Here is a 22,362-nt window from a genome sequence, read left to right as displayed (position 1 = left end):
CGCGTTCCATCGCGCGGGGCCCCCTGTCCCGGTGGTCAGACCACGCTTCCTGTGGGTGCGGCGGACGCGGCGGCGGGGGCAACGCGCGGAATTCATCACGCGAGATTACCCCATCGTCGTTGGCGTCCAACTGATTGAACAGGGCATCGCGGTCCGGTGGTTGCGGCGGCTCAGGCCTGTCCTCCGGCCCGCCGAAGCGTTCCTCTTGAGGTTCGCCCCATCCAGGCGGCAGGCCGGGTCTTCCCCAGGGCCCACGCTGTTCGCGGAATTCTTCGCGTGCTTCTGGTGGTTCGGTGGGCCGGTTTCGATAAGGCCCGGGCATGTCAGGAGCGCCGGGGCCGTCAGGAGAATCGAAACCAGGACCACCCCATGCAAAACTGCGACCCCCGCCGCGGGGCGGCACAGGCGGCGGTCCAAATCCCCGTTCGCCTTCGCGCGGCGGTACAGGCGGCGGCCCAAATTCCCGTTCGCCTTCGCGCGGGCGCTGGGGAGGTTCGCCGGGGCGCCCGGCGGGGTGCGAATACTTCTCGTGACAGGATTCCGGCCGGTCAGGCGGTGCGGGCGGTGCGGGTGGGTCTGATGGTTCGGGTCTCGCGGCCTGCGCCATATCCGGGGAGGGATCTTCCTGTGCGCAGGCGGCCTGATGACCCCAAGCGAGCGCCACGGCGCATAGCGCCGCGCAGAGGGTCCACATCGCAAAGGTCCTTCGGCATTCTCTTGTTCCGTTCATGGTTTCCAACTCCTTTTGTTCCGGGCCGAACGGCTTTTCGGTCCCTTGTCTGTCGTGATGTTAGCCGGTGACCATGAAGGGACGGCCTGCGGGAACATGAAGAATTCTTAATCCAAGGCCGGTACATCGCCATGTTATACTCGATCCCATGAAAGTGCTTGTCGTGGAAGACGAGAAACGGATTGCAGGCTTCATCCGGAAAGGTCTTGAAGAGCACGGGATTATGGTGGAGCACAGCGCCAACGGTGACGAAGCCTACGCCTTGGCGAAAACGCAACAGTACGACGCGATCGTGCTCGACATTATGCTTCCGGGGCGCGACGGTTTGAGCATTCTTCAGAATCTGCGCAAACAGTCCAACAACGTGCCCGTACTGTTGCTTACGGCCCGGTCGGAACTGGGGGAACGAGTCGAAGGATTGAACCTGGGCGCCGACGACTATATGACAAAGCCGTTCTACGTGGAAGAACTGGTGGCTCGTCTGCATGCTTTGACGCGGCGCGTCTCCGGAGACCGGTCGAGCATCCTGCAGTCGGGGCCGTTGACCGTGAACCTGCTCACACGCGAGGTCCGGGCCGGCGACAGCGCAATTCGCCTGACCGCGCGCGAGTTCAGCCTGCTCGAGTATCTCATGCGTTCGCCCGGCCGGGTACTCACCCGGACCCAGATGTTGGAGCACGTCTGGGGTTACGACTTCGATACGGAAACGAACCTCATCGACGTGCACATTCAGCGTTTGCGTAAGAAACTCGGGCCGGTCGTGGCCGACTGCATCGAGACCGTGCGCGGTGTCGGTTACCGGTTCGTGAAAGCATGAACATGCGTTATCCCGCCCGTCTGCGTTCGTTCCGGATACGCATTGCCCTCCTATCCACGCTCCTGTCGGCAAGTGTCCTGCTGGCTTTCGGACTATGGGCGTGGACTGTGGCGCAGCGGGCGAGCCTGTTCCGGGTTGACCAGAGTATTCGTGAACTCGGCGAACGTCATCTGACTGCGCGGCTTCCGCCGGACTACTGGGACTTCGCCCGGGAATCTCTTGAATTCGTGCTCGGCGATTTGCGCGATAACCCTTTTATCCTGCTTGTGAGGGGGCGCGACGGCGAAGAGTTGTACCGGTCGGACAACTGGCCGCCGGAATTAGCGGCGCAGACGTTTCCCACGCCCGTGGAAGCCGGATTCCTGGAAAACCCGGACGGCTGGGGGCCGCGCGTGCCTGGCCGCGAAAGATTGCGCAGGCCACAGGCGCCGGGCAGGCCCGGGCCGGGCGGACTGCCACCGCCTCCGGAGTTTCAGCCGAATGCGCCGGGGAGGCCGCCGGGCCCGCCGCCTCCGCCTGCGTCTCCGCGCCCCATGCCCATGCAGACGCGGCAATTCTTCACGTTCCGGCAGGGTGGCCATGAATGGCGTGTCGGGGTGATGAGCAACCCGGAAGTAACGCTCGCGCTTGGGTTGAATCTCGCGCCTCAGGCCGCTGAGATGGCGCGGCTGGGCAGGCTGTTCCTGCTCGCCGCGCCGGCCGGGCTGTTGCTTATCGCTCTCGGAGGATGGTGGCTTGCGCAGCGTGCGTTGCGGCCAGTTCGGGCGCTCACGGGAACCGCCGCCGCGATCACCGCGAAGGGGCTCGACCAACGTATCCCTCTTACTGAGGAAGACGCCGAGTTCGACAGGCTCATTCGCGTCTTCAACACCATGCTCGACCGGCTCGAGAAGAGTTTTCAACAGGCGGTGCGGTTCAGCGCGGACGCGGCCCATGAACTGAAGACGCCGCTGACGATCCTCCAGGGCGAACTTGCGCAAGCCATTCAGTCCGCCATTCCCGACTCGGAGCAACAACAGACGCTCAGCCGCCTGCTCGACGAAGTGCAGCGTCTCAAGGCAATCACCCGAAAGCTCTTGCTGCTTTCGCTGGCCGACTCGGGCCAGCTCAAGCCGCAGATGGCGCCGGTGGACCTCAGCGAGATGATCGAGGCCGCGTGCGAGGATATGCGGATCCTCGCGCCCGGATTGGAGGTCGACGCGTCCATCGAACCAGAGCTCTGTGTGAACGCGGACCGCGACCTCTTGCAGCAGGTCATTCACAACCTGACCGGCAACGCGGTGAAGTACAACGTGCCCGGCGGCGTCGTGCGGATGCAACTGCGCAGGGCCGGGGACACCGTCTCTTTCACGATTGCGAATAGCGGTCCCGGCATACCCGCGGGCGAGCGCGAGCGGGTCTTCGAGCGGTTCTATCGCGCCGACCGCGCCCGCAACCGCAGTGTGGACGGCCTGGGGCTCGGGCTGAGCCTCGCACGCGAGATCATGCGCGCACATCACGGGGAATTGTCGCTCAATGAAACGCGCGAGGAGTGGACCGCTTTTGCCGTCCAGCTCCCCGCGTTTGCCTCACCGTCATCTCTGCCCGGCCGCTGACTTCGACGGGGCCAGAACCTTTCCCGAATTGTCAGACCGGATATTCGGCGCGTCCTAGTCTAAAGTTGCTTACGGCCTGCAGGCGGCGTATGTTCCGCCGGTCGTGTACACGACGGGCTGGGTTTGTGCCGGCACGTACACCTGAGATTCCTGATACACCGGCGGGACCCAGACACGCTGTATTTCGGTGTGACCGAGAATCATCGCGCCCGTGACCGGGTCCGGATGTTCCGGCACCCAGACTTCGCGGTTTTCGTAATACCCTTCGCGGACCAGCGTGCGCTGCGTCACGTACTGTCCGGCGGGTTGCACGGCCACGACGGGCGGGGCCGTGCGAAGCGCTTGTTGCTGGACGTGCGCGTTAACCAGCACGCCGGCCAGGCCCACCACCGCGTTCGCAATCGCCGCGTCACGGTACGCGTCCGCATACTCTTCCGCCGCATCGTGCTGCCATCTGTAGGGATTGCCATATCCGCCGCCGAATGGCCCGCCGAAAGGACTGCCGAAAGGACTGCCGCCGCCCCACGTGCGCAGGGCGTTATTAAGGCCCCGCCCCAGCGGGTTCAGGCCAGGAGTCCGCAGGCCGTTTCCGTTCCCGCCGCGCGAGCCCAGGTTCCGCGGCAGGCCGGCCACGGACCGGGACGGCGTGCGTGCTCCGGAGAACCCCGACGTTCCGCGAATGGCCCGAACCGCGCCCTTGCTGGCGCTGCGGAATGCCCGCGCGCCGCCGTGGGGGCCGGCCAAGGCGTCCATGCCCAGAAATATCAGAGAAAGACATAGCACCGCGATACCTGCTAATCGAAATCTGCGCCTGTTCATTGCATGTTCTCCCAAGGTTGCGTTGCTCTTACAGACGGCCCCCAAAGCCGGTTTATTCACGATTCGGGCGCCCGAGGCCGGAGCGGCCGTTGACTGCGTTCCGCACCTGAGGGATAATGCACCGCCTTTCCGGGACTGTTGACAAGGAGTGGACGCAGAAAGGGACCGTCTATGGCCAAGGTGGCATTCATCGGAGCGGGAAGCCTGGGATTCACGCGCGGACTCGTCCGTGACCTGCTCACCTTTCCGCTGCTGTCGGACGCGCATATAGCCTTGATGGATATCGACGAGGAACGCCTCGATTTCGCCTACCGCGCCGTCAAGACCATCATTGAACGGGGCGGCTATCCCGCGAAAGTCAGTGCCACCCTGGACCGGAAGGCCGCCTTGAAAGGCGCCGACGCCGCCTGTTGCACCATTCTCTGCGGCGACGTGGGGGTATGGCGCTACGACATTGAAATCCCCAAGAAATACGGTGTGGACACTAACGTAGGGGATACGCGCGGCCCCAGCGGCGTGTTTCGGGCTCTGCGCACTATCCCGACGATGCTCGACATCTGCAAGGACCTGGAGCGGTGCTGCCCCGATGCCATCTTCCTGAATTACACCAACCCCATGGCGATGTTGTGCCGCGCCATGCAGCGGGTCTCGAAGATGCAGATTTCCGGTCTGTGCCACAGCGTCCAGGGGACGGCGGGCATGCTCGCGAACTGGATCGGCGCGCCTATGGACGAGGTCACCTATGTGTGCGGCGGCATCAACCACCAAGCCTGGTTTATCGATTACCGCTGGAAGGGCAAGGATGCCGCCCCGTTAATCCGCAAAGCGATAGAAACCAATAAAAAGATATATAACGAGGAGCAGGTCCGCAATGAGATGTTCCTGCATCTCGGCTACTACGTAACCGAATCCAGCGGGCACAACAGCGAGTATAACTGGTGGTTCCGCAAGCGCCCGGACCTTATCGAGAAGCATTGCACGCATGGCACGGGCTGGAACCCCGGCGAATACGCCTATATCCTCAAGGAGTATCAGCGCCGCGAGAAGACGTGGAAAAAAGAAGTGAAGGATTGGTTTGACCAGGGCGCGCCTATGCCGCTGGAGCGGGGCCATGAGTACGCTGCGTACATCATCAACGCGCGGCTGGGCGGTGAGACCTTCGAATTCAACGGCAACGTGCCGAACACGGGGCTCATCCCGAACCTGCCTGAAGACGCGTGCGTCGAGGCGCCCGTATTGGCGAGCAGGCGGGGGCTGAATCCGATGTACGTCGGGCCGCTGCCGCCGCAGTGCGCCGCGCTGAACAATGTCAGCATCGCGGTGGAAGAGATGGCGGTGGAAGCGGCGCTGACAGGCGACCCGGCGCTGGTTTATTACGCCTGCGTCTATGACCCGTTGACCGCCGCGGTGCTCTCGCTTGCCGAGATCAAGAAGATGGTGCGTGAGATGCTGAAGCGGAACCAAGCTCATCTGCCGCAATTCAGGAGCATTGATATCTAGCGGAGCGAGGAGGGAGCGAAATGAAGTTCGTTATTGTGGGGCTCTTGGGCGCTCTTGCAGCGTTACCTTCCGGCGCTGGTTTCGCGCAGACACTTCAGGCGACGGCCGACGGCAGCCAGGTCGTCGTGGATGTGGACGGACACCTCTTCGCGTGCTACAAGTTCGCGGCGGACCAGAAGTATCCGTATTTCTACCCCTTAAACGGCCCGGCGTCGCGGACTTCCGTGACAACCGAAACGTCGGACCCGTATCCGCATCATCATTCTCTGTTCTTCGGCTGCGACAGGGTCCTTGGGGCCGGTTACTGGGGCAATTACTGGCAGGAATCGAACGAAACGGGGCAAATCCTGTCCCAAGGCCCGAAGATTGAAGCGGCGTCTGGCGAAAGCGTCATGTTCACGGATGAATGTCTCTGGAAACAGCCGGACAGGGAGCCGATCCTGCGCGACACGCGGCGAATTATCATTACCGCGCCCCGGACGGACCTGCGCCTGATCGACTTCGAGATTACGCTGACGCCCTTGTCGGACGTGCAAATCCAGCAATCGAATCACTCGCTGTTCGCGGGACGCATGGCGCCCGCGCTGAGCGTTGCGTCTGGCGGCACGCTCATAAATGCGGAAGGGCTGCGCAACGAGTCAGGCACGTTCGGCGCGGCGTCGCCATGGTGCGCGTATTACGGAACGCGGGACGGAATCACGGAAGGCATGACGATCTTTCAGCACCCGGAAAACCGCTGGTATCCGTGCAAATGGTTCACCCGTGACTATGGTTTTTTCTCGCCCGCGCCGATGTACTGGCTTGAGGGCGGGAAGCTCGATTTGCCCAAAGGGGAGCCATTGACGCTGCGCTATCGCGTCGCCGTTTATGCCGGCACGCCGGAAGGGGCGGGCATCGCGCAGTTGTTCGAGGAGTATCGCGCGGCGGCTGCGGAGAAGTAGAGCCTGCCAGTCTGCGCGCCCTTCGCGGAAACTTGTTGTGGCGTACGGAAGTCCATAAATCATGCGTGCGGATTTCAGGAAGGAAATTCCCTCTATGCGTATCACATGTCTCGCAGCCTTTCTCCCATCGATGGCCATTCTGCTTGCCTCGCCGCTCCTCTTGGCCCAGACGACTCCTCTGAGTCTGGTCGAACGGCTTGGTTTTCCGGCGGGTACGCGGGTGTTGATCGTAAATGCCGACGATTTCGGGATGAACCAGGCCGGGACGATGGCCACGATGGACGCCTTGCGCGCGGGCGCGGTGACCTCGACGACGGTCATGGTCCCCTGTCCGTGGTTCCCGCTGGCGGCGTCGCTGGCGAAGGAGTATCCGCAAGCGAACGTCGGCGTGCACCTGACCCTGACCAGCGAGTGGGGCAAGTACAAGTGGGGCCCGGTGCTGGGCCGTGACGCAGTGCCGGGACTGGCCGATGAATTGGGCTATTTCCACGGGGACGTGGGCTGGGTCTACCTGCATGCGAAGCCGGAAGAGGCGGAACGGGAAATCCGCGCACAGGTCGACAGGGCGCTTGCGGCGGGCATCGACGTGACGCATATCGACTCGCACATGGGCACGCTGCAATATAACCCCAAGTTCCATGAGGTGTACCTGCGCGTGGCGCGGGACTACCGGTTGCCGTGCCGGATGGCAGGACGGGACATCATGACCAAGGCGCTGGGCGGTTACCTGCGCGACATGGCGGAGGAATACGGCGTGTTATGTCCCGACAAGCTGTATCTGGACGACCCGCCGAGCATCGAGGCGACGGAAGAGTATTGGAAAGAGCGCATCCGGTCGCTTCCGTCCGGCATGGTCAGCGAAATCTACATTCATTGCGGACGCGACACGGAGGAGATGCGAGCCACGACGGGTTCCTGGGAGCGCCGCACGGCGGACACCGAGTTCTTCTGCAAGCCCGAGACGCTCGCATTCATTCAAGAGCAGGGTGTCGAACTGATCAGCTACCGTGAATTGCGGCATCTGCAGCGAGAAGGCGCGCCGATGCCCCGCGTCGAGCGCTACGGCTGGTAGCCGCGCCGGTACAGCGCGCGAGAATCGGCTGCTCCTTGTTTACGCGCCGGCGGTCTTCAAGAACGCATCGACGGCTTTCTTGCCGCTGAGGGACGCATGGCAGGCATCCTCTGTCGTCCATGCGTCGATCATGATCCAGCCCTGATAGCCGCCATCCCAGAGCGTTTTGAGCGACGCGGCAATGTCGCAATGTCCCTCTCCGCACGGAAGATGCTTGGACGTGCCCTCGAAAATGGTTCCGTCGGTGTCGGTGAGGTGGACGTGCCCGATATGCTTCACACCGAGAGTGCGCAACATTTCTTCCGGTTTGCCGCGACTGCCGGACATGAGGTCGAAATGGCTCGGGTCGTAGTTGGTCTTACAGGCGGGATGGCCGGTCTTCTCGATTATGCGCTGAAGGTGTTCCAGCGTGTTGAAGACGAACGGCGGCTCGATCTCGAAGGACAGGTGCATGCCCGCGTCGGCGCACATGCTGGCTGCTTCCCGGTAGCTCGACGCGAGGTTGTCGATCGCCTGGCTGACGTCGGCGTTGCCTGCCAGGTTGCCGCCCGGCCAATGGCCCATGAATGCGCAACCGAGCGCTTCGGCAAGACGCACGCGATCGCGGAAAGTGCCGAGCCACGCCTTGCGCACCGCCGGATCGGCCGCGTATGCGCCCGCGCCCCCGTTCTGGAACGAATAGATGCGCAGGCCGCGTTCCTCATAGGGCCTCTTCAGCGACGCGATGGCGCGGGCGTCCGACGATGAGGGATACCCGCCCCTCGGCCAGCCCTCGACGAGCTCCACGCCCTCGAACTGTTCGCGGCGCGCGAAATCCAGCACGTCATCGAGCGCATAGGCTTTGTGAAAGACTCGGGCGGAAGACATGAACCCGTTCAGGCCCAATCCGACACGCCAACGCGGTTCCTCGGCCGCGCCAAGAGCACGTGTCCCCAACGCGGCCGCAGTCGCGATAATGCCGGTTTTCAGGAAATCACGGCGTGTTGCATGCATGTCATCGGTCTCCTTCTTCGTGCGGCTTCCTTACGACCCACAGACGCGTCTTGGGCGTGAGGCTCTTCAGTGCCCCGGGCAGAAAGCCCGCGTTATCCGTCCAACGGCGCACCTCTTCAGTCGAGTAGGTGCCGCCCGCTTCCGTGTGCAGCAGCATGTGCAGCGCAAAAATGAGACTGAATGCGGGCCCGGAACGGTCCGGATCGGTCAAGAAGTCCTTGATGACCAGCGTGCCGCCGGGCTCGAGTGCTGCGTGACATTTTTGCACGAGTTGCGCGTTTTGTTCCGCGCTGAGAATGTGAACGACATTTGAAACGAGCGCGAAATCATATCCGTATCCCGGGTCAGCCGATGTGCAGTCGCCCGGCACAAACGCGACGCGGTCCTCGAGACCCGCGGCGGCGACTTGTTCGCGCGCAATCTCTATGACGGGCGGCAGATCGAGGATTGTGGCGCGCAAGTGCGGATTGGCCTTCAGAAAAGTAATCGTATACGTGCCCGGGCCGCCGCCGACGTCAAGCATGCGCCGGAACGGCGAGATATCAATGTGTTCGAGCAGGTCCGGCGCGCTGAGAAAGGCGATATTGCTCATGCCGAGGATGAAATCGCGCAATTCCTCCGAGGAGGGCTTGTGGCTGCCTTTCTTGACGCCGGTCCCCGTGCGGATGGACTCAGGCAGTTGCGACCACGTATCCCAACTGCGGCGGACGTGATTCAGGATCGGCCCCTGGTACGCGGGCTTGCCGGGCACGAGACAGTTGGACGCGACTTTCGCGTTGCGGTAATGGCCGCCGCTCTTCTCGACCAGTTCCAAGGCTGTCAGGCCATCGAGCAGCATGGTTGTGCCGCGCACGCTGCACCCTATGGCGCGCGCCACCTCCTCCGCGCTCCGTGCGTCCTCCAGGACTGCAAAGACATTGTAACCGTGCGCTGTAAACAGTATCTGGGACTGACGAAAGGCGTTAGCCATTTCGCTGACTTTCCCGGTGGATGCGTGCAGATCTTCCATCTGTCCTCACGGATACACGATGTCATAGGTCTTGGCGTCGAAATCCACGGTAACCTGCGTACCATCGGCAAAAGCCGTTCGTTGCCTGCGCAGGTTGCCGTCGAGAAACTCATGTTTCGTCATTTCGAGCATGGCGCAGCGCTGGGACAGCGCGGAGGCCTCCTGCACGCGCGCAATCTGTTCAACAGTGGCGCCCGGTCCGACGTAGGGCATGCCCGCGTTCAGAAAACAGTGCAGATAGCCCGCGTCGCCCTTCGGGATGCCCCAGCCGCCCGCTTCGTCCATGGACCACGGCAGCAGGATCGAATCATGATACACGAGGCTGAAGAGCGGCGTCGGGATGCCGATGCGGCCCGTATCATCGAAGGTGAAATAAGGGCCGTGATGCACGAGGTCGAGGTCGGGCACGAAGCGGTCGACCGGCTCCTCGGAACTCATCACATATCCGCGCGCGTGGAGCAGGTCGAAACACTGCTTGCGGTAAGCGGCGCATTCGGTCCGGGTCATGGGATGGGCCGTCTGATAGCTCTCTTCAAGCGGCACGATGGAGAATACGTCGAGGTAGGCGCCGCGCACCTTCACCCCATGCGCGGCGAAAAGGTCATGATTGTGGCGGACATATCCGGGCGCGTGTATCGCGCTGAGGATTGTCTGAGGGCCGCCGCACCAGGTGGTGTGCTCCTCGAAGCCGCCGTCCTCATGTTCCAGGGCCAGCCTGCGGTCAAAGGATGCAGCATTGAAATAGAAATCTCGATATTGGTCGTGCGTGGCGAAAATCCAGCCGAGTTCGTCGCAGGTATCCGCGAAAAGTCGAAGCCCGTCCCAGCCGCCTTGTTCCGCGCCGGGCGGCAATACGTCCGGGTGCCCGTTGTCGTAACCGAAGAAGCCCCAACCGTCGAGGTGGACATACGCCTCCGCGACGCCCTTGGCGTTGAGGTCGCGCAATTGCCGTGCAAGCGTCTCGAATGTGACGAGCTGGTGATTCGCTTCCAGCCGCTCCTTGTTGTAGTAGTGGGATTGCCAGACGTAGTGGTAGAGGGCGCCCACGTGCACGACGGGACGGCCCATGACCTTGCCGACGTTGGGCGTGCGGGCCTGTTTCTGCGCGAGGGACACGAACCGTCCCGTTTCCAGGACGTATCGACGGTAGCGTTTCGCGAGCGAGACGTAGGAGGCCTCGTCCTCGAATGCGCAGAGGACCCAGCGCTGATAGCGCAGGTGGCGCAGGCTGGAGTACCACAGCGGCTGGATGCGCGTAGGACCGCCCGCCGGATGCAGGCAATGCACACCGCCATCGTCGCTGGTCTCGAGAATGGTGATCACGCCCGCGCCGTCTTCGACATGGCCCCACCATGGCATGTACAGCGTGCGCGAGTTGGTCTGGTCGCGCCGGTCGATGTGCTCAGGCCAGTCGCCCGGAACGAGCATGCCCTGCATGCAGGGTATGACGCTCTGCGTCTCGTGCGCATTGCCCACCAGCAGGGGTTTCGGCCATTCGATGGCCTCGAAGGCCATCGTATTCTCCGGAGATGTAATCGAGAAGCGGAGTTCCTGGCCGGAGAGGTGAATGCCGAGGATGAAGCTCTGCCCGGGATTGTCTGGGAAACCGCGCAGCGTGAGGAGCAGACCTATGCTGTGGCTCGTGCGCAGGATCTCAGCGTTCCGCGACGCGGCGTCGAGGAAACTGATGTCGCGTCCGTCGAGACGGATGTCATGCGCGTCGCAGGGTGCGAAGGACCACGTCTTACGCTGTGTCTGCACGGCAAGTGCGAGGTCGCTCTTGGCAAGAGTCACGAGGAGCGTCTCATTCTTCAGCGTCCAGGCGGCCGGGGTCTCGACGAATTCGGCAGGGGCCAGCGTGGGGCGATCCGCGGCGTGTTCCCACAGCCACGCACGGACAAGGTCCATCTTCTGGTAGAGTTCGTCGACCTGGCCGGATTCGGTAACGCCCGCCGCGAGCAAAGCCGCGATTTCCGCCAGTTTGTCCTGCTTCTGGGATTCGAGTTCCTGCGGCACGACAATCGCCGGCAGGCGCTCCATGTGCTGTTCGAGCACGGCCATGCGCGCGGAGATATCGTCCGCCGCGAGAAACGCCGCCAGGAGCAAGGTAGTGATCATGATGCCGCCTCCCCGTCAATCAGCGCCGACTTTTCCGAACCGGACGGGCTGGGAGCAGACTGCATCGCCAGCCACGTTTCATACACGTACCAAAACTCGACCCCGCGCACTTTGCACAAGTGCAAGTCTCCCGCATCATAGCGGTCAAAGGCGTGTTCGGCAAGCAGCGCAAGCCCCGATTCCGGCGGGAAGGCTTCCTCCCCAGTGAAAAAGAGGTTGACGGTGCAAGGGGCGTCAATATTGCGCACCGTATCGTGAATGTCCTGAAGGGACGTGACGGAATGGAGCGGTTTCATTGAATAGACGAGATAGTGGGGAGCCATCAGACCGACCTTGTAGCCGAAGGAGAAGGCGATGTCGTTATAGCCGGTTCGGGCGCCGATAAACCGCCCAACGCGTTCGTAATCGGCGCTCATGGAGTCGTAGATGCCCGCTTCGCGTGGGTCGCCCATCCAGACGAGGTATCCGGCGGATGCGCCGAGCGTGAGCACGGTGAGAATGGCTGCAATGACGCGTCGGATACGGCACGAGCGTGCATAAAGCGGCAATACGGCGCCGGACACCAGCAGCGGCGGCATAAGGGCGCAGACAGGCGCAAATTTCAGCGTCGTGAAGAAATGGACGAAGACCGAGCAATGGGTCTGGAACACCTGACAGTAGAGGAAGCATGGCGCGACGGTGAGAAATGTCATTGCCGCCGCCAATTGGAACCATATCGGGATGGGCTTGCGAAGGATGCGAAAAGCCAACAAGACCGGTGCGGTGACCAGAAGCAGGACCGTCGCGCCCAGGAGCAAGGGTTTGCCAAGCGGGCCGAAGGCCATTGGGACAAAGTCTTTCCAGAACCGGCTGGCCAGGTTGAACGAGAAGAAGCGCGCCAATTCGAGGCGGCGCGGGTTCAGGCCGGGCGTGTCGGGATTGCCGCCCTGTTCGACGCCCGCCCCGTAAATGAAGCGTTCCATCAACGCGGGAAACCCATCATGATAAGCGAGCTGATATGCAAACAGCGCCAAGGCCAGGCACGCGGGCGTCCAGAAGAGGAATGACCGGGAGAGACGTTCGCGCCAGGTGCTTCCGAGTTCGCCGCGCAGGAGCCGCAGCGTGAAAAGACATGCCAGAACGAATGCGAAGAACCAGTCCGTAAATATCCCCCAAAACCCGATTATGGTAAGGCACGCCGACGCCGAGACACGGAGGCGGCGTGACGATGCCGTGGCGCGCAGGACCTCCAGGTACACGAGCAGCGCGAACGGGAGCATGACCGCCTGATCGGAGAAGTAGCCCATCTGGTGTTCATAGAACGGGCTGCGCAAAAACAAATAAAGCAGGGGAGAGACGAGGGAAAGCAGCAGGGCAGGAATGCCGGACACGCCGGAGAATCGCAGGACACGCAGAACCGTGAATCCCAAGGCGCAGGCGATCAGAAACTGGCAAAGAAGATTGTAGCTCATTGCCAACGCAGGCGTGGGCTCCAGATGCAACAGCCTTCCCAGGAGATAGAGAGGCACAATCGCGCCGGGCGGGAACGAGAGATAGGGCGTTCGCGCGCCTGCCTGCTCAATTGAGGCCGGATCGCGATACAGAGTGAATCGCAGATTCCATGCGCCTTCCCGGTGCCAGTTCTTTGCGCAGATCGTGGAGCCCGTCGTCATCCAGCTGGAGATGCCTGCGGGCAACCGGCCCAGACCTTCCGCGCGAAGGTAGACACTCGCTGCAAACAGCGCCGCGACAAGGCCGAACAGCAGGCCCGCCTCGACTGGGGACCGCGGCCTCGTCTTGGATTCTCTGTGCGCATCGGAAACTTGCATGGGGACTTGCCCGGCGCGGCGGTTTTCCAGCAAGCATACGAACGGCAGGGGCCGGGCGCAACAGGGCCGGGAAACTGTCTTCAGACGGCGTGACTGGTAATGAAACCGGAATATACAATGCCGGTATGATAGGCGCAATCGCGGCAATAGCCGCTTTCAAATGCGGTATGTTCGCTTCTCTTGACGGTCCCCGCGTGTTTCCGATGGGCTCCCCGCCCGCGGATGTGGTCGAGGTCGCGGATTTACGCGGCGCGTCTTCGGATGAAAAACTGGCCGCAACGGTGCTACAGGGACTGGTCAACCGCGGCGAACGCGCGGCGGTGTATCTGTTGTTGGCGGATTGGGATGTGATGTGGCTGGACGGATTGCGCGCTTCAGGCCAGGTGCGCGAAACGGTCCCATGCACGCTCGCGGCATTGTTTCAGAATCACGCGCCGGCCTACGGCAAGCTCATTCTGTACGACCCGTCCGTGCCGGCGTCGATAAGCGTTGCCGCCATGCTGGCGTCGCTCGAAGGCGGAGTCGTCTTGTGTGAGCAGACACGCGCGCTGGCGGCACCCGGCAAAGAGACCATTGACCTGCGAGGCCGTTGGAGGACGAACGTCGAGGCGTATCGCTGGGCTTTTGACGAACTGTGGCCGCGCCTCGACCACCAGTTGCTCGCAAGCTATCACCCGACTGCGTGCGCACATCATCTGCGCGACTACCTGGTCCGCAATCGCGTGTTTCATCTTTGGGTGAGCGGAGAAGAGCACGGCGGGGGGCCAGACGGCCGCGAAGGCGAAATTACGCTCTTGCGCACCGTGCTCGAAGCGGCGCCGGCGAATATTCCCGTGCTCGGTTTTTGGGGTTCTGGCGTTGACCCCGGACTGGGGGAGTATGCCGGCGTGGGGCTGGCTGGCGAATATGGCAAGTTCACGGTCGTGAGTGACTGGTCCAGTAACTTGTCCTTCTTGAGCGGCGCGCAGGCAGACCTCGACAGCGCTATCCGTCAATATCAGGATCGTGTCAATTGCGAACCGCCTGACCTTGAACCCGGAGCTGTCTATGTCTGCTATGACGTCGTCGAATCGGGTGACGCGCCGTGTTATCTACAGTCGCGGCAATGGGGGGTATGGCAGGACGCGCGGCGCGGCGCGATTCCGGTCAATTGGAGCATGGGACCGGCCATTCTTGAGCTGGCCCCGTGTATCGCCATGCATTACTACACGGAAGCTACGAGGAACGACTACATCTATATGGCCATTTCCGGCGCCGACTATTGCCATCCCTATCGCGACTTCATGAGCAGGACCGACGACGCGGCGGAAGCATGGTGCGGCTACCTCGACATGACGCGGCGGTATCTGCGCCAAATGCGGTGCCGGGAACTCGGATTGTACACAGACGCATGGCGCGCGTATGAGCGCGGCAAACAAGAAACCGTCACGCTGCGCTTTCTGGAGGCTATCCCGACCCTGGAATTGGTGGTTCTGGGCATGGGCCGCGACGACGGGGTGTCCGCGGACCAAGCCAATTACTGGCTCGGGCCGCAACGCGCCGTGGTGTCTCATGTCATGACGCGCTGGCCAGCAAATTATGCGGAGAAAACCCGCGAAGAGAACATTGCCTGGCTCGCCGACGATATCCGGGCGTACACGCCGGTGTCACGCCCCGGGTTTGTTCACGTGATGGCGCTGAGCTGGGCGTACGGCCCGTCGGAAATCGAGGAAGTCCATCATCGTCTCGGTCCGGTGTATCGTGCCCTGACCTTGCCGCAGTTTGTCCGCCTGTATAGGCGAACCGCTGCGGAGATGGGCCGGCAATAAGCATCCAGACGGCGCGAAACCGGGCTCATTTCCTGCAAGTCCAACGGGCAATGGGGGCCTGCCACGTGTGTCCCCCAGGAAGCCGAGTTCCTCAGACGCGAAGGATTGCCCCATGTCCGTGTCTTATGTCTGCCGTCATGTGTTCTTTTGCTCTGTATGTGCGTTTCTCGCGTGCGGCGCCGCCTTGGGCCAGGACGCAGCGTGGTATACGCCTCAGATTATTGACCAGCCGGAGTCGGCCTTGCTGGATACGGAAGGCGCCGGTCAACTCTATCGCGTAGGCGAGCACTTCGTCTGCGTGATGGAGGGCACGCCCGCGGAAATGGGATTTCAGCAGGGGCGCTTGCTCGCACCCCGGATTCATCACGTCATCAAAGAGGGCTACATGCAAAAGACACTCTGGGACCAAGGCTACACGCGGGAATACGTGATGATGCAGTCGGAACGCATGGAAAAGCGCTTCCCGCCGGAATACGTTGAGGAAATGCAAGGGATGGTCAATGGTCTGCGCGCCGCGGGCGTGGACGACATCACTTATGAAGAAGTGCGGCTGGGCGTGACGCAAGCGGAGATCCTGCATTACGAGCCGGACGCGCCGCCGGGCTGCTCCAACTTCGCCGTTTGGGGCAAGTGGACCACGGACGGACGCCTGCTGCACGGCCGCAACCTCGACTGGAACATTGGCGCAGACGCGCAGGACGACGCCGTGATCCTGGTGTGGCGTCCCGCGGGCGGGACCCCGTTCATGATGATTGGCTGGGCGGGAGGCATCGGCAGCGTCAGCGGCATGAATGCCAAAGGCATCACCATTGGTGAAATGACGCTGCCGTCGCCCAACGGCACCTTTGACGGGCTGCCGCTGTTCCTGACCATGCGGCGCGTGCTTGAAAAGGCCTCAAACGTGGAAGAGGCCGTGGCGATCATTCGCGACGCGCCGCATACGCGCGGCTGGAATTACATCATTGGCGACGGCGCGGCGCCCGATGGCCGCGCCATGGAAGTGGACGCGAAGGGAGCGGACGTCTACGCGCCGCTCGACCCGAGAGAGGGTCCCGAAACCCAGCACGAATCGCTCGAGGATGCGGTGCGCCGCACGAATCATCCCGTGGGCAAGGATAGGCTTATGGAACTCGCGCTGACAATGGGGCCGGAACATGGCATAAACGTGAAGACCTGGGATGAATTGACGCTGCTCTTCCCGCTGGTGAAATCGATCAACACGTTCGCGCGCTACGATTGGCTCGGCCAGCAAATCAAGGCCCGGCCCGGCGCGATTGACGTGCCGCAGGCGCTGGAACTGCTCTGCAATGGGCCCGTCTTCAATGACGGGACGCTGCATTCGTGGGTGTTCGACCCGCGCGCGAAAGCAGCCTACGTGGCGAACGCCGGGAACAACCCGCCTTCCACGGCGACGCGCCGCCCGTTCACGCGCATCGATTTCAGCCCGTGGTTCTGATGGGCCTGTTGCGCAGCCGACCCGCGGTTTAGAGCTTGGCTGCTTCGCGAACGAGACGGTCTTGAATCGCGAAGCGGACGTCGTCGGCGATCGCGGAGGCGTCGCCGTTCGCGAAGAGCAGGACGCCGGTTTTTTCGCCACGCAGGAAGAACGCGGACGTGCACACGCCCGCGTCGGTGCCGTCCAGACCGATGGCCTCGCGGCCGCCCACCAACCCATACCACCAGACCAGCCCGACATCGGGGTTCTGTTCGGGATACTGAATAGTGACCATCTCCTGCACGGATTCCGGCTTGAGGATGCGCACGTCGCCGTAACGCCCGTCATTCATCACGGCTATCAGCAGGCGCGCGAAGGCGTTGACGCTGGTCCGGAGTTGCCCATCGGGGTACGAGGGATAGCCGTAATGCCCATAGGGAACATAGGCGTTGCTGACGACATCAAAACGGTAGGGTATGGCGATGTTGTCCGGGTTGGCGTCTTGCAGGAACCAGTGCGTGTCCGTCATGCCGAGGGGGTCGAAGATGCGTTGCTTGCAGTACGCGTCGAACGAAATGCCGGAAACCGTTTCCACGAGGCAGCCCGCGAGCGCGATGCCCACGTTGCTGTGCAGGAATTGCTCGCCCGGCGCGAAAGCGGCGTAGGTGACCTGAGCCTCGCACCACGCGCCGCCCATCGTGAGGTAATCGCGCAGGAACTGGTCCAGGGGCATGGGCGAATCCCCTCCGCCGGTGTGCAGCGTGTACAAGGACTTGTAGATGGCGACGTCGTCGCGGATGCCCGAAGTGTGCGCCAGAAGCATGCGGGCGCAGATCGCGGCATCGGGGTGTGTCGGGTTCCGCACTTCGAAGGGGAGGTAAGTGTTCACATCCGCGTCCAGGTCAAGTAGGCCCTGTTCGGACAACTGCATGACCGCGATGCAGGTTACCGCTTTCGCGACGGAACCCAACAGGAATGGCGTGTCCGGGGTGACCGGTCTGGCCGCGGCGACATCGGCGTAGCCGAAACCCTGCGCCCAGCGGATTTGACCGTCCTTCACGATGCACGCCGCAAGGCCGGGAAACTTTGCCGTTTCCATCTGACGCGTGATGAATGCGGCGACATCGCCTTCTTCCGCGGGGGCCGGTTCGGATTCCCGCGTGCGCGCGCATCCCGTCAGGATGCCGGGCAGAACCAGCAAACAGGTCATAACGGCGAAGCTGCTGGCGCGAGTCATTGCGGTCTCCTTGTGGTCACGCTGAACACGGCATGACAGGGCGATAGTATAAGGAACATGCCCGGCTCCAAAACAGCCGCGTCACTGGCCTTTTCTGCATACGTTTTTCCGGATGCGCCCGTTGACAAGACCAGTGACTCGTATGCCCGGCGCCACGGTCGCGTGGTTCCTCATGTCCCGGCCAGGCGGATCATGCGGTTGAGAAATGCGGAGCGCAGCGGCTTGATGGCCATGGCCGCTTTCCAGGGCGGCGAATTTTCCAGGATGCCCAACATGCGGCCCAGCGAGCGGTGCGTCAGGCTTTCCGGATCGCTGAAGATGAGTTGCGCCAGTTTGCCGCGCTCGATGGCCATGCGCACGACGCGGTCGAAGGTTGTCTCGGGCGTCAGCACGCGTTGCGCGCGCGGCTTGAGCCGGATGCCGCCCGATTTGCAGGCCTGATAACACACGCCGCAGCCCAGGCAGAGTTCTTCATTACAGATCGCGCGCTTCCGCTTGCGGGCGACGCCATCGACCTCCTGCAAGTGGACGGCATTAATCGGGCAAGCCTTGACGCAGCGTCCGCAGCCTTTGCACTTTTCGGGGTCGACTTCCATGATCCAATTGGACGTGACGACGGCGTGGGGCAGCCCGAGCGTGTTGATGGCCTTCAACATGCCGCAGCAGCAGCCGCAGCAGTTGCACATGTATGTGACGCCGTGCTGCACGTTGTCGCCGATCTGCACGAGGCCCGCTTCCCGGCACTGTTCGAGGATGCGCACGCCTTCGTCATTCGAAATCGGGCGCGCGATGCCCGCGCGCGCCATGGATTCGGCGGCGGAGTCCAGCGTGAGGCAGACCTCCAGCGGCCGGTCGCAGGCTTTGCCAAGGTGCAGTTGCTTGTGGCGGCACGCGCACAAGGATACGCCAAGAGCCGAGGCGGAACTCAGCAGGCGGCTGGCGCGCTCCCAGTCGAGGATTTCGGCATGGTCGCCCTCCGGTAGCGCGTCTTCGCGGACGAGCGCCCGGCCGATCTGCGTCTGGCCTTGAAACACCGCGCGGCCGAAATGGCCGTCTTCGTTCATGTAGGAGTCGAAAAGGCGCGCCAGTTCGGCCATGGGCATGCCGTCGCGGGCGCGCATGAACACGAACTCGAAAAAACCGACCACGATCGGCGGCAGCATGACGTAACGCCGGTTCTTGTACATGAAATCCATCATGAGACCGCGTGCGGCCATATCGGTGACGCGCGCGTCGAGTTCGTCAACCGGCGTCTCCAGTTTCTGCGCAAGCGTGTCGAGCCGGGTCGGCTTCGCGGGGATGCGGCGCGCCAGATGCGCGTCTTCGGGCGTATAGAGCAGCCGTAGAATCTGCATGAGCGTGGGGGAGTCCGGCGCGCCGGTCACCATGCTGTCAAGACGGCGCTGAAGCAGACGATATTCCTTGTCTGGATTCACACGGTGGCCCATCGTTGCGTTCTCCCCGTTTGTTGTCGGGACCGGCGCCTCAATGGAGGCGCGCCTGCGCGCGTAGTATACTGATTCGCCGCGTCGCGGGAAACCCGCGGCGCCGCCATTCAACGCAAGGGAGAACGCCAATGCGCTCGCGAGGAAATCCACGCCACTTCTGCTTTTGCTGCGCCTGTGCCCTGCTGGCCGCGTTTGCCGCGCAGGCCGATGTGTCCCTCTTCGTCTCGCCCAAGGGCAATGACGCGTGGTCGGGCCGCATCGCGGAGCCGTCGCGCGATGGAACGGACGGGCCCTTCGCAACTATTCAGCACGCGCGCGACGTCGTGCGCACGCTGCCGAAGGACTACCCGATTATGGTATTCGTGCGGGAAGGCGTCTACCCAGTCGCCGAACCGATCCGCTTCGCGCCCGAGGATTCCGGCGGCCCGAACGGGCCCGTTATTTATACCGCGTACCGGAGCGAGAAGCCTGTCCTGCACGGCGGTCGCGTCGTCACGGGCTGGACGCAGGATGGCGGCGTCTGGAGCGCGGATCTGCCGGATGTGCGCGAGGGCCGCTGGGATTTCAGCGCGCTTTGGGTCAATGGGGAACGGCGCCAGCCGGCGCGCACGCCGAACTGCGCCAATCCCGCGGGCGATTTCCCGCCGGACACGGACTTTTTTAGCATTGACGGGCCCGTGATGGAACTCAGCGCCACTTCGGGCAAGGAGGAGGCAAGCGCGACGAAGTTCCGCTTCCGCGAGGGCGATATGCAGCAGTGGCCCGGCCTGCAGAACGCGGTATTCGTTGTCTTTCATGCGTGGGCAACCTCGTTGTTGCGCGTGAAAAACATCGATTGGGACAATCGCGTCGTCGAGTTCACCGGCCCGGCCCGATGGCCCTTCGCGCGCTGGCGCGCCGACCAGTGGTATTTCATCGAGCATTTGCGTGAAGGGCTGGACGCGCCCGGCGAATGGTATCTGGACCGCGCCGCGGGCAAGCTGTATTATATGCCGATGCCCGGCGAGGACATGAACGCGGCGGAAGTCGTCGCGCCGGTAGCTCGGCAATTCCTGCTGGTCGAAGGCGACGCCGCGCAGGGCGAGTTTGTCGAGCGCATCTATTTCCGCGGGCTGCGCTTTGAATATGGCGAATGGCCCATCGAGCCGGAAGGGCACAGCGACGCGCAGGCGGCCTTCACCGTGCCCGGTGCCATCGAGATGACCGGCGCGCGGTCTTGCGGCTTGCAGGAGTGTGCCATCGCGCACGTGGGTACGTATGCCGTCTGGTTCCATCACGGCAGCAAGGACTGCTGGATGCGCCAGTGCGAAGCCTTCGATCTCGGCGGCGGCGGCGTGCGCATCGGCGAGGGCGCGGACCCGGCCTCGCAACTGGAAGCGGCCGAGCGCAACACGGTCGACAACTGCTGTCTCCACGACGGCGGGCGCATCTTCCGCGAGGCAGTGGGCGTGTGGATTGGCCGAAGCTCCTACAACCGCGTCTCGCGCAATGACGTGGGCGACTTCCGCTACTCCGGCATGTCCGTGGGCTGGTCCTGGGGCTATGCGCCGAGTTCCGCGCACCACAACATCATCGAATACAACCACATCCACGACATCGGCAAGGGCCAGCTCGGCGACATGGGCGGCATCTACACGCTCGGCATCTCGCCGGGCACGGTCCTGCGCGGCAATTACATTCACGACGTGCTCTGTCACCCGAAACTCTACGGCGGCTGGGGTCTCTACACGGACGAGGGCAGTTCGGGCATCGTGCTGGAGAACAACGTCGTGGTCCATACGCGCACCGGCGGTTTCCACCAGCATTACGGCAAGGAAAATATCGTGCGCAACAATATCTTCGCTTTCTCGGAGACGGAGCAGGTCATCCGGTCGCGCCAGGAGGAACACATCTCGTTTTTCTTTGAGAACAACATCGTCTACTTCAGCAATGGCCGCCTGCTCGGCAGCAACTGGTCGAACGGCAATTACCGCATGAACCGGAATGTCTACTGGGACACTTCCGGCGCGGAAATCGAGTTTGCCGGGAAGACCTTCGACGAATGGCGCGCCGCCGGATTCGATACGGACTCGCAAATCGCCGACCCGCTGTTCGTCGACCTGCTCGGCGGCAATTTCGCGCTCCAGGCCGAGTCGCCCGCGCTTGCGCTCGGTTTCAGGCCCATCAACATGGACAAGGTCGGCCTCTACGGCGAAGCGGCGTGGGTGAAAAAGGCCGGCGGGTCGCCGTGCCTGCCGTTCACGCCGCCGGCGCCGCCGGCGCCGGTGTCCTTCGCCGATGACTTCGAGTCCACCGACATCGGCGCGGTCGCGAACGTCGCCACGACCAACGGCGAAGAAGGCGAGGCGCAAATCCGCGTCACGGACGAAACCGCCGCGTCCGGCGCGCGCAGCCTCAAATGCGTGGACCGGCCCGGACTCGCTCATGCGTTCAATCCGCACCTCGTCTACCAGCCCGGCGCGCGCGCGGGCGTCGCCGTCGGCAAATGCGCGCTGCGCATCGAGCAGGGGACGGCTTTCTACATCGAGTGGCGCGACAGCCGCGAACCCTACCGCGTGGGGCCGAGCCTCTGGTTCGACGGCGCGGGCGGCCTCAGCGTGAAGGGCGCGCCCGTCGCCAACGTGCCCGTGGGACAATGGTTCCGCCTCGAAATCACCTGTTCGCTCGGACGCCAGGCCAACGGCGCATGGGATCTCAAGGTGACCCAAACCGACGGCGCGGAACAGGTCTTCCCGGGTCTCGCCTGCGGCAACCCGGCCTTCAACCGCGTCGACTGGCTCGGCTTCGTCGCCCACGCCGACGCACCCGGCGTCTTCTATCTGGACGACATCAGCCTCGAAGTAAAATGACTGCCCCACGTGGCACGTGCGTCCCGCCCGTGCGGGACCATGATAAACACGTGGCACGTGCGTCCCGCCCGTGCGGGTCAATGACAGGGGTTTAGGAGCATGGGCAAGATGCCCATGCCCTGGTGTTTGGCCCGTTCAGGCATATCTTGAGGTATAAAACAGAGCAGATTGTGGGGAGTGAAT

Annotated in this window: 16 protein-coding genes; 8 read left to right on the top strand and 8 right to left on the bottom strand. The window is 62.9% G+C overall.

Annotated elements, in window-relative coordinates; translation table 11 throughout:
* The coding region (locus tag KA184_15560) for a hypothetical protein (GenBank protein MBP8130995.1) at nucleotides 1-322 on the bottom strand (322 nt) is incomplete at its 3' end.
* A 556-nt stretch (nucleotides 323-878) separates the two neighbouring features.
* Here KA184_15560 and KA184_15555 point away from each other — a divergent pair.
* The gene (locus KA184_15555) at nucleotides 879-1,547 is read left to right on the top strand and encodes a response regulator transcription factor (protein MBP8130994.1); all 669 of its coding nucleotides are present in this window, start codon (nucleotides 879-881) and stop codon (nucleotides 1,545-1,547) included.
* A 2-nt stretch (nucleotides 1,548-1,549) separates the two neighbouring features.
* The gene (locus KA184_15550; GenBank protein MBP8130993.1) at nucleotides 1,550-3,142 is read left to right on the top strand and encodes a HAMP domain-containing protein; all 1,593 of its coding nucleotides are present in this window, start codon (nucleotides 1,550-1,552) and stop codon (nucleotides 3,140-3,142) included.
* A 69-nt stretch (nucleotides 3,143-3,211) separates the two neighbouring features.
* Here the strand turns inward: KA184_15550 and KA184_15545 are convergent, their stop codons facing one another.
* Nucleotides 3,212-3,961: a hypothetical protein gene (locus tag KA184_15545; protein ID MBP8130992.1), complete on the bottom strand. Its 750-nt coding sequence runs from the start codon at nucleotides 3,959-3,961 to the stop codon at nucleotides 3,212-3,214.
* Between the two features lie 171 nt (nucleotides 3,962-4,132).
* On the opposite strand from KA184_15545, the gene melA reads away from it, so the two are divergent.
* The 3 genes from melA (at nucleotide 4,133) to KA184_15530 (ending at nucleotide 7,474) form a co-directional block, all read left to right on the top strand.
* Nucleotides 4,133-5,461, top strand: a complete 1,329-nt coding sequence (gene melA, locus KA184_15540; GenBank protein MBP8130991.1) for an alpha-galactosidase — start codon at nucleotides 4,133-4,135, stop codon at nucleotides 5,459-5,461.
* Between the two features lie 20 nt (nucleotides 5,462-5,481).
* Nucleotides 5,482-6,402, top strand: a complete 921-nt coding sequence (locus KA184_15535) for a PmoA family protein (protein ID MBP8130990.1) — start codon at nucleotides 5,482-5,484, stop codon at nucleotides 6,400-6,402.
* A gap of 94 nt (nucleotides 6,403-6,496) precedes the next feature.
* Nucleotides 6,497-7,474 (top strand): polysaccharide deacetylase family protein, encoded by a 978-nt coding sequence (locus tag KA184_15530; protein ID MBP8130989.1) that lies wholly within the window; start codon nucleotides 6,497-6,499, stop codon nucleotides 7,472-7,474.
* Between the two features lie 39 nt (nucleotides 7,475-7,513).
* Here KA184_15530 and KA184_15525 read toward each other — a convergent pair whose 3' ends face one another.
* From KA184_15525 to KA184_15510, 4 genes are read right to left on the bottom strand one after another with little or no spacing between them, the layout of a single operon-like run.
* A complete protein-coding gene (locus tag KA184_15525; GenBank protein ID MBP8130988.1) occupies nucleotides 7,514-8,467 on the bottom strand; it encodes a sugar phosphate isomerase/epimerase in 954 nt (317 codons plus the stop codon).
* A 1-nt stretch (nucleotide 8,468) separates the two neighbouring features.
* Complete coding sequence (locus KA184_15520) at nucleotides 8,469-9,437, bottom strand: methyltransferase domain-containing protein (protein ID MBP8130987.1); 969 nt, start codon at nucleotides 9,435-9,437, stop codon at nucleotides 8,469-8,471.
* Between the two features lie 45 nt (nucleotides 9,438-9,482).
* Nucleotides 9,483-11,594: a hypothetical protein gene (locus KA184_15515; GenBank protein ID MBP8130986.1), complete on the bottom strand. Its 2,112-nt coding sequence runs from the start codon at nucleotides 11,592-11,594 to the stop codon at nucleotides 9,483-9,485.
* Entirely contained in the window at nucleotides 11,591-13,402 is a 1,812-nt protein-coding gene (locus tag KA184_15510; protein MBP8130985.1) for a hypothetical protein, read from the bottom strand. Before KA184_15510 ends, KA184_15515 begins: the two co-directional genes overlap by 4 nt.
* A 167-nt stretch (nucleotides 13,403-13,569) precedes the next feature.
* Here KA184_15510 and KA184_15505 point away from each other — a divergent pair, with 167 nt between their 5' ends.
* Nucleotides 13,570-15,210, top strand: a complete 1,641-nt coding sequence (locus KA184_15505) for a hypothetical protein (GenBank protein MBP8130984.1) — start codon at nucleotides 13,570-13,572, stop codon at nucleotides 15,208-15,210.
* A gap of 112 nt (nucleotides 15,211-15,322) precedes the next feature.
* Nucleotides 15,323-16,666: a hypothetical protein gene (locus KA184_15500; protein MBP8130983.1), complete on the top strand. Its 1,344-nt coding sequence runs from the start codon at nucleotides 15,323-15,325 to the stop codon at nucleotides 16,664-16,666.
* A gap of 28 nt (nucleotides 16,667-16,694) precedes the next feature.
* Here the strand turns inward: KA184_15500 and KA184_15495 are convergent, their stop codons facing one another.
* The gene (locus tag KA184_15495; protein MBP8130982.1) at nucleotides 16,695-17,882 is read right to left on the bottom strand and encodes a serine hydrolase; all 1,188 of its coding nucleotides are present in this window, start codon (nucleotides 17,880-17,882) and stop codon (nucleotides 16,695-16,697) included.
* 170 nt (nucleotides 17,883-18,052) lie between these two features.
* Complete coding sequence (locus KA184_15490; protein MBP8130981.1) at nucleotides 18,053-19,330, bottom strand: 4Fe-4S binding protein; 1,278 nt, start codon at nucleotides 19,328-19,330, stop codon at nucleotides 18,053-18,055.
* Nucleotides 19,331-19,458: 128 nt separating this feature from the next.
* Between KA184_15490 and KA184_15485 the strand changes: the two genes are divergently transcribed.
* Nucleotides 19,459-22,179, top strand: a complete 2,721-nt coding sequence (locus KA184_15485; GenBank protein ID MBP8130980.1) for a right-handed parallel beta-helix repeat-containing protein — start codon at nucleotides 19,459-19,461, stop codon at nucleotides 22,177-22,179.
* The last annotated feature ends 183 nt before the right edge of the window (nucleotides 22,180-22,362 follow it).

Source organism: Candidatus Hydrogenedentota bacterium (genome assembly GCA_018005585.1).
Classification (GTDB): Bacteria; Hydrogenedentota; Hydrogenedentia; order Hydrogenedentales; family JAGMZX01; genus JAGMZX01.
This window is presented reverse-complemented; position numbering and strand designations above follow the sequence as displayed.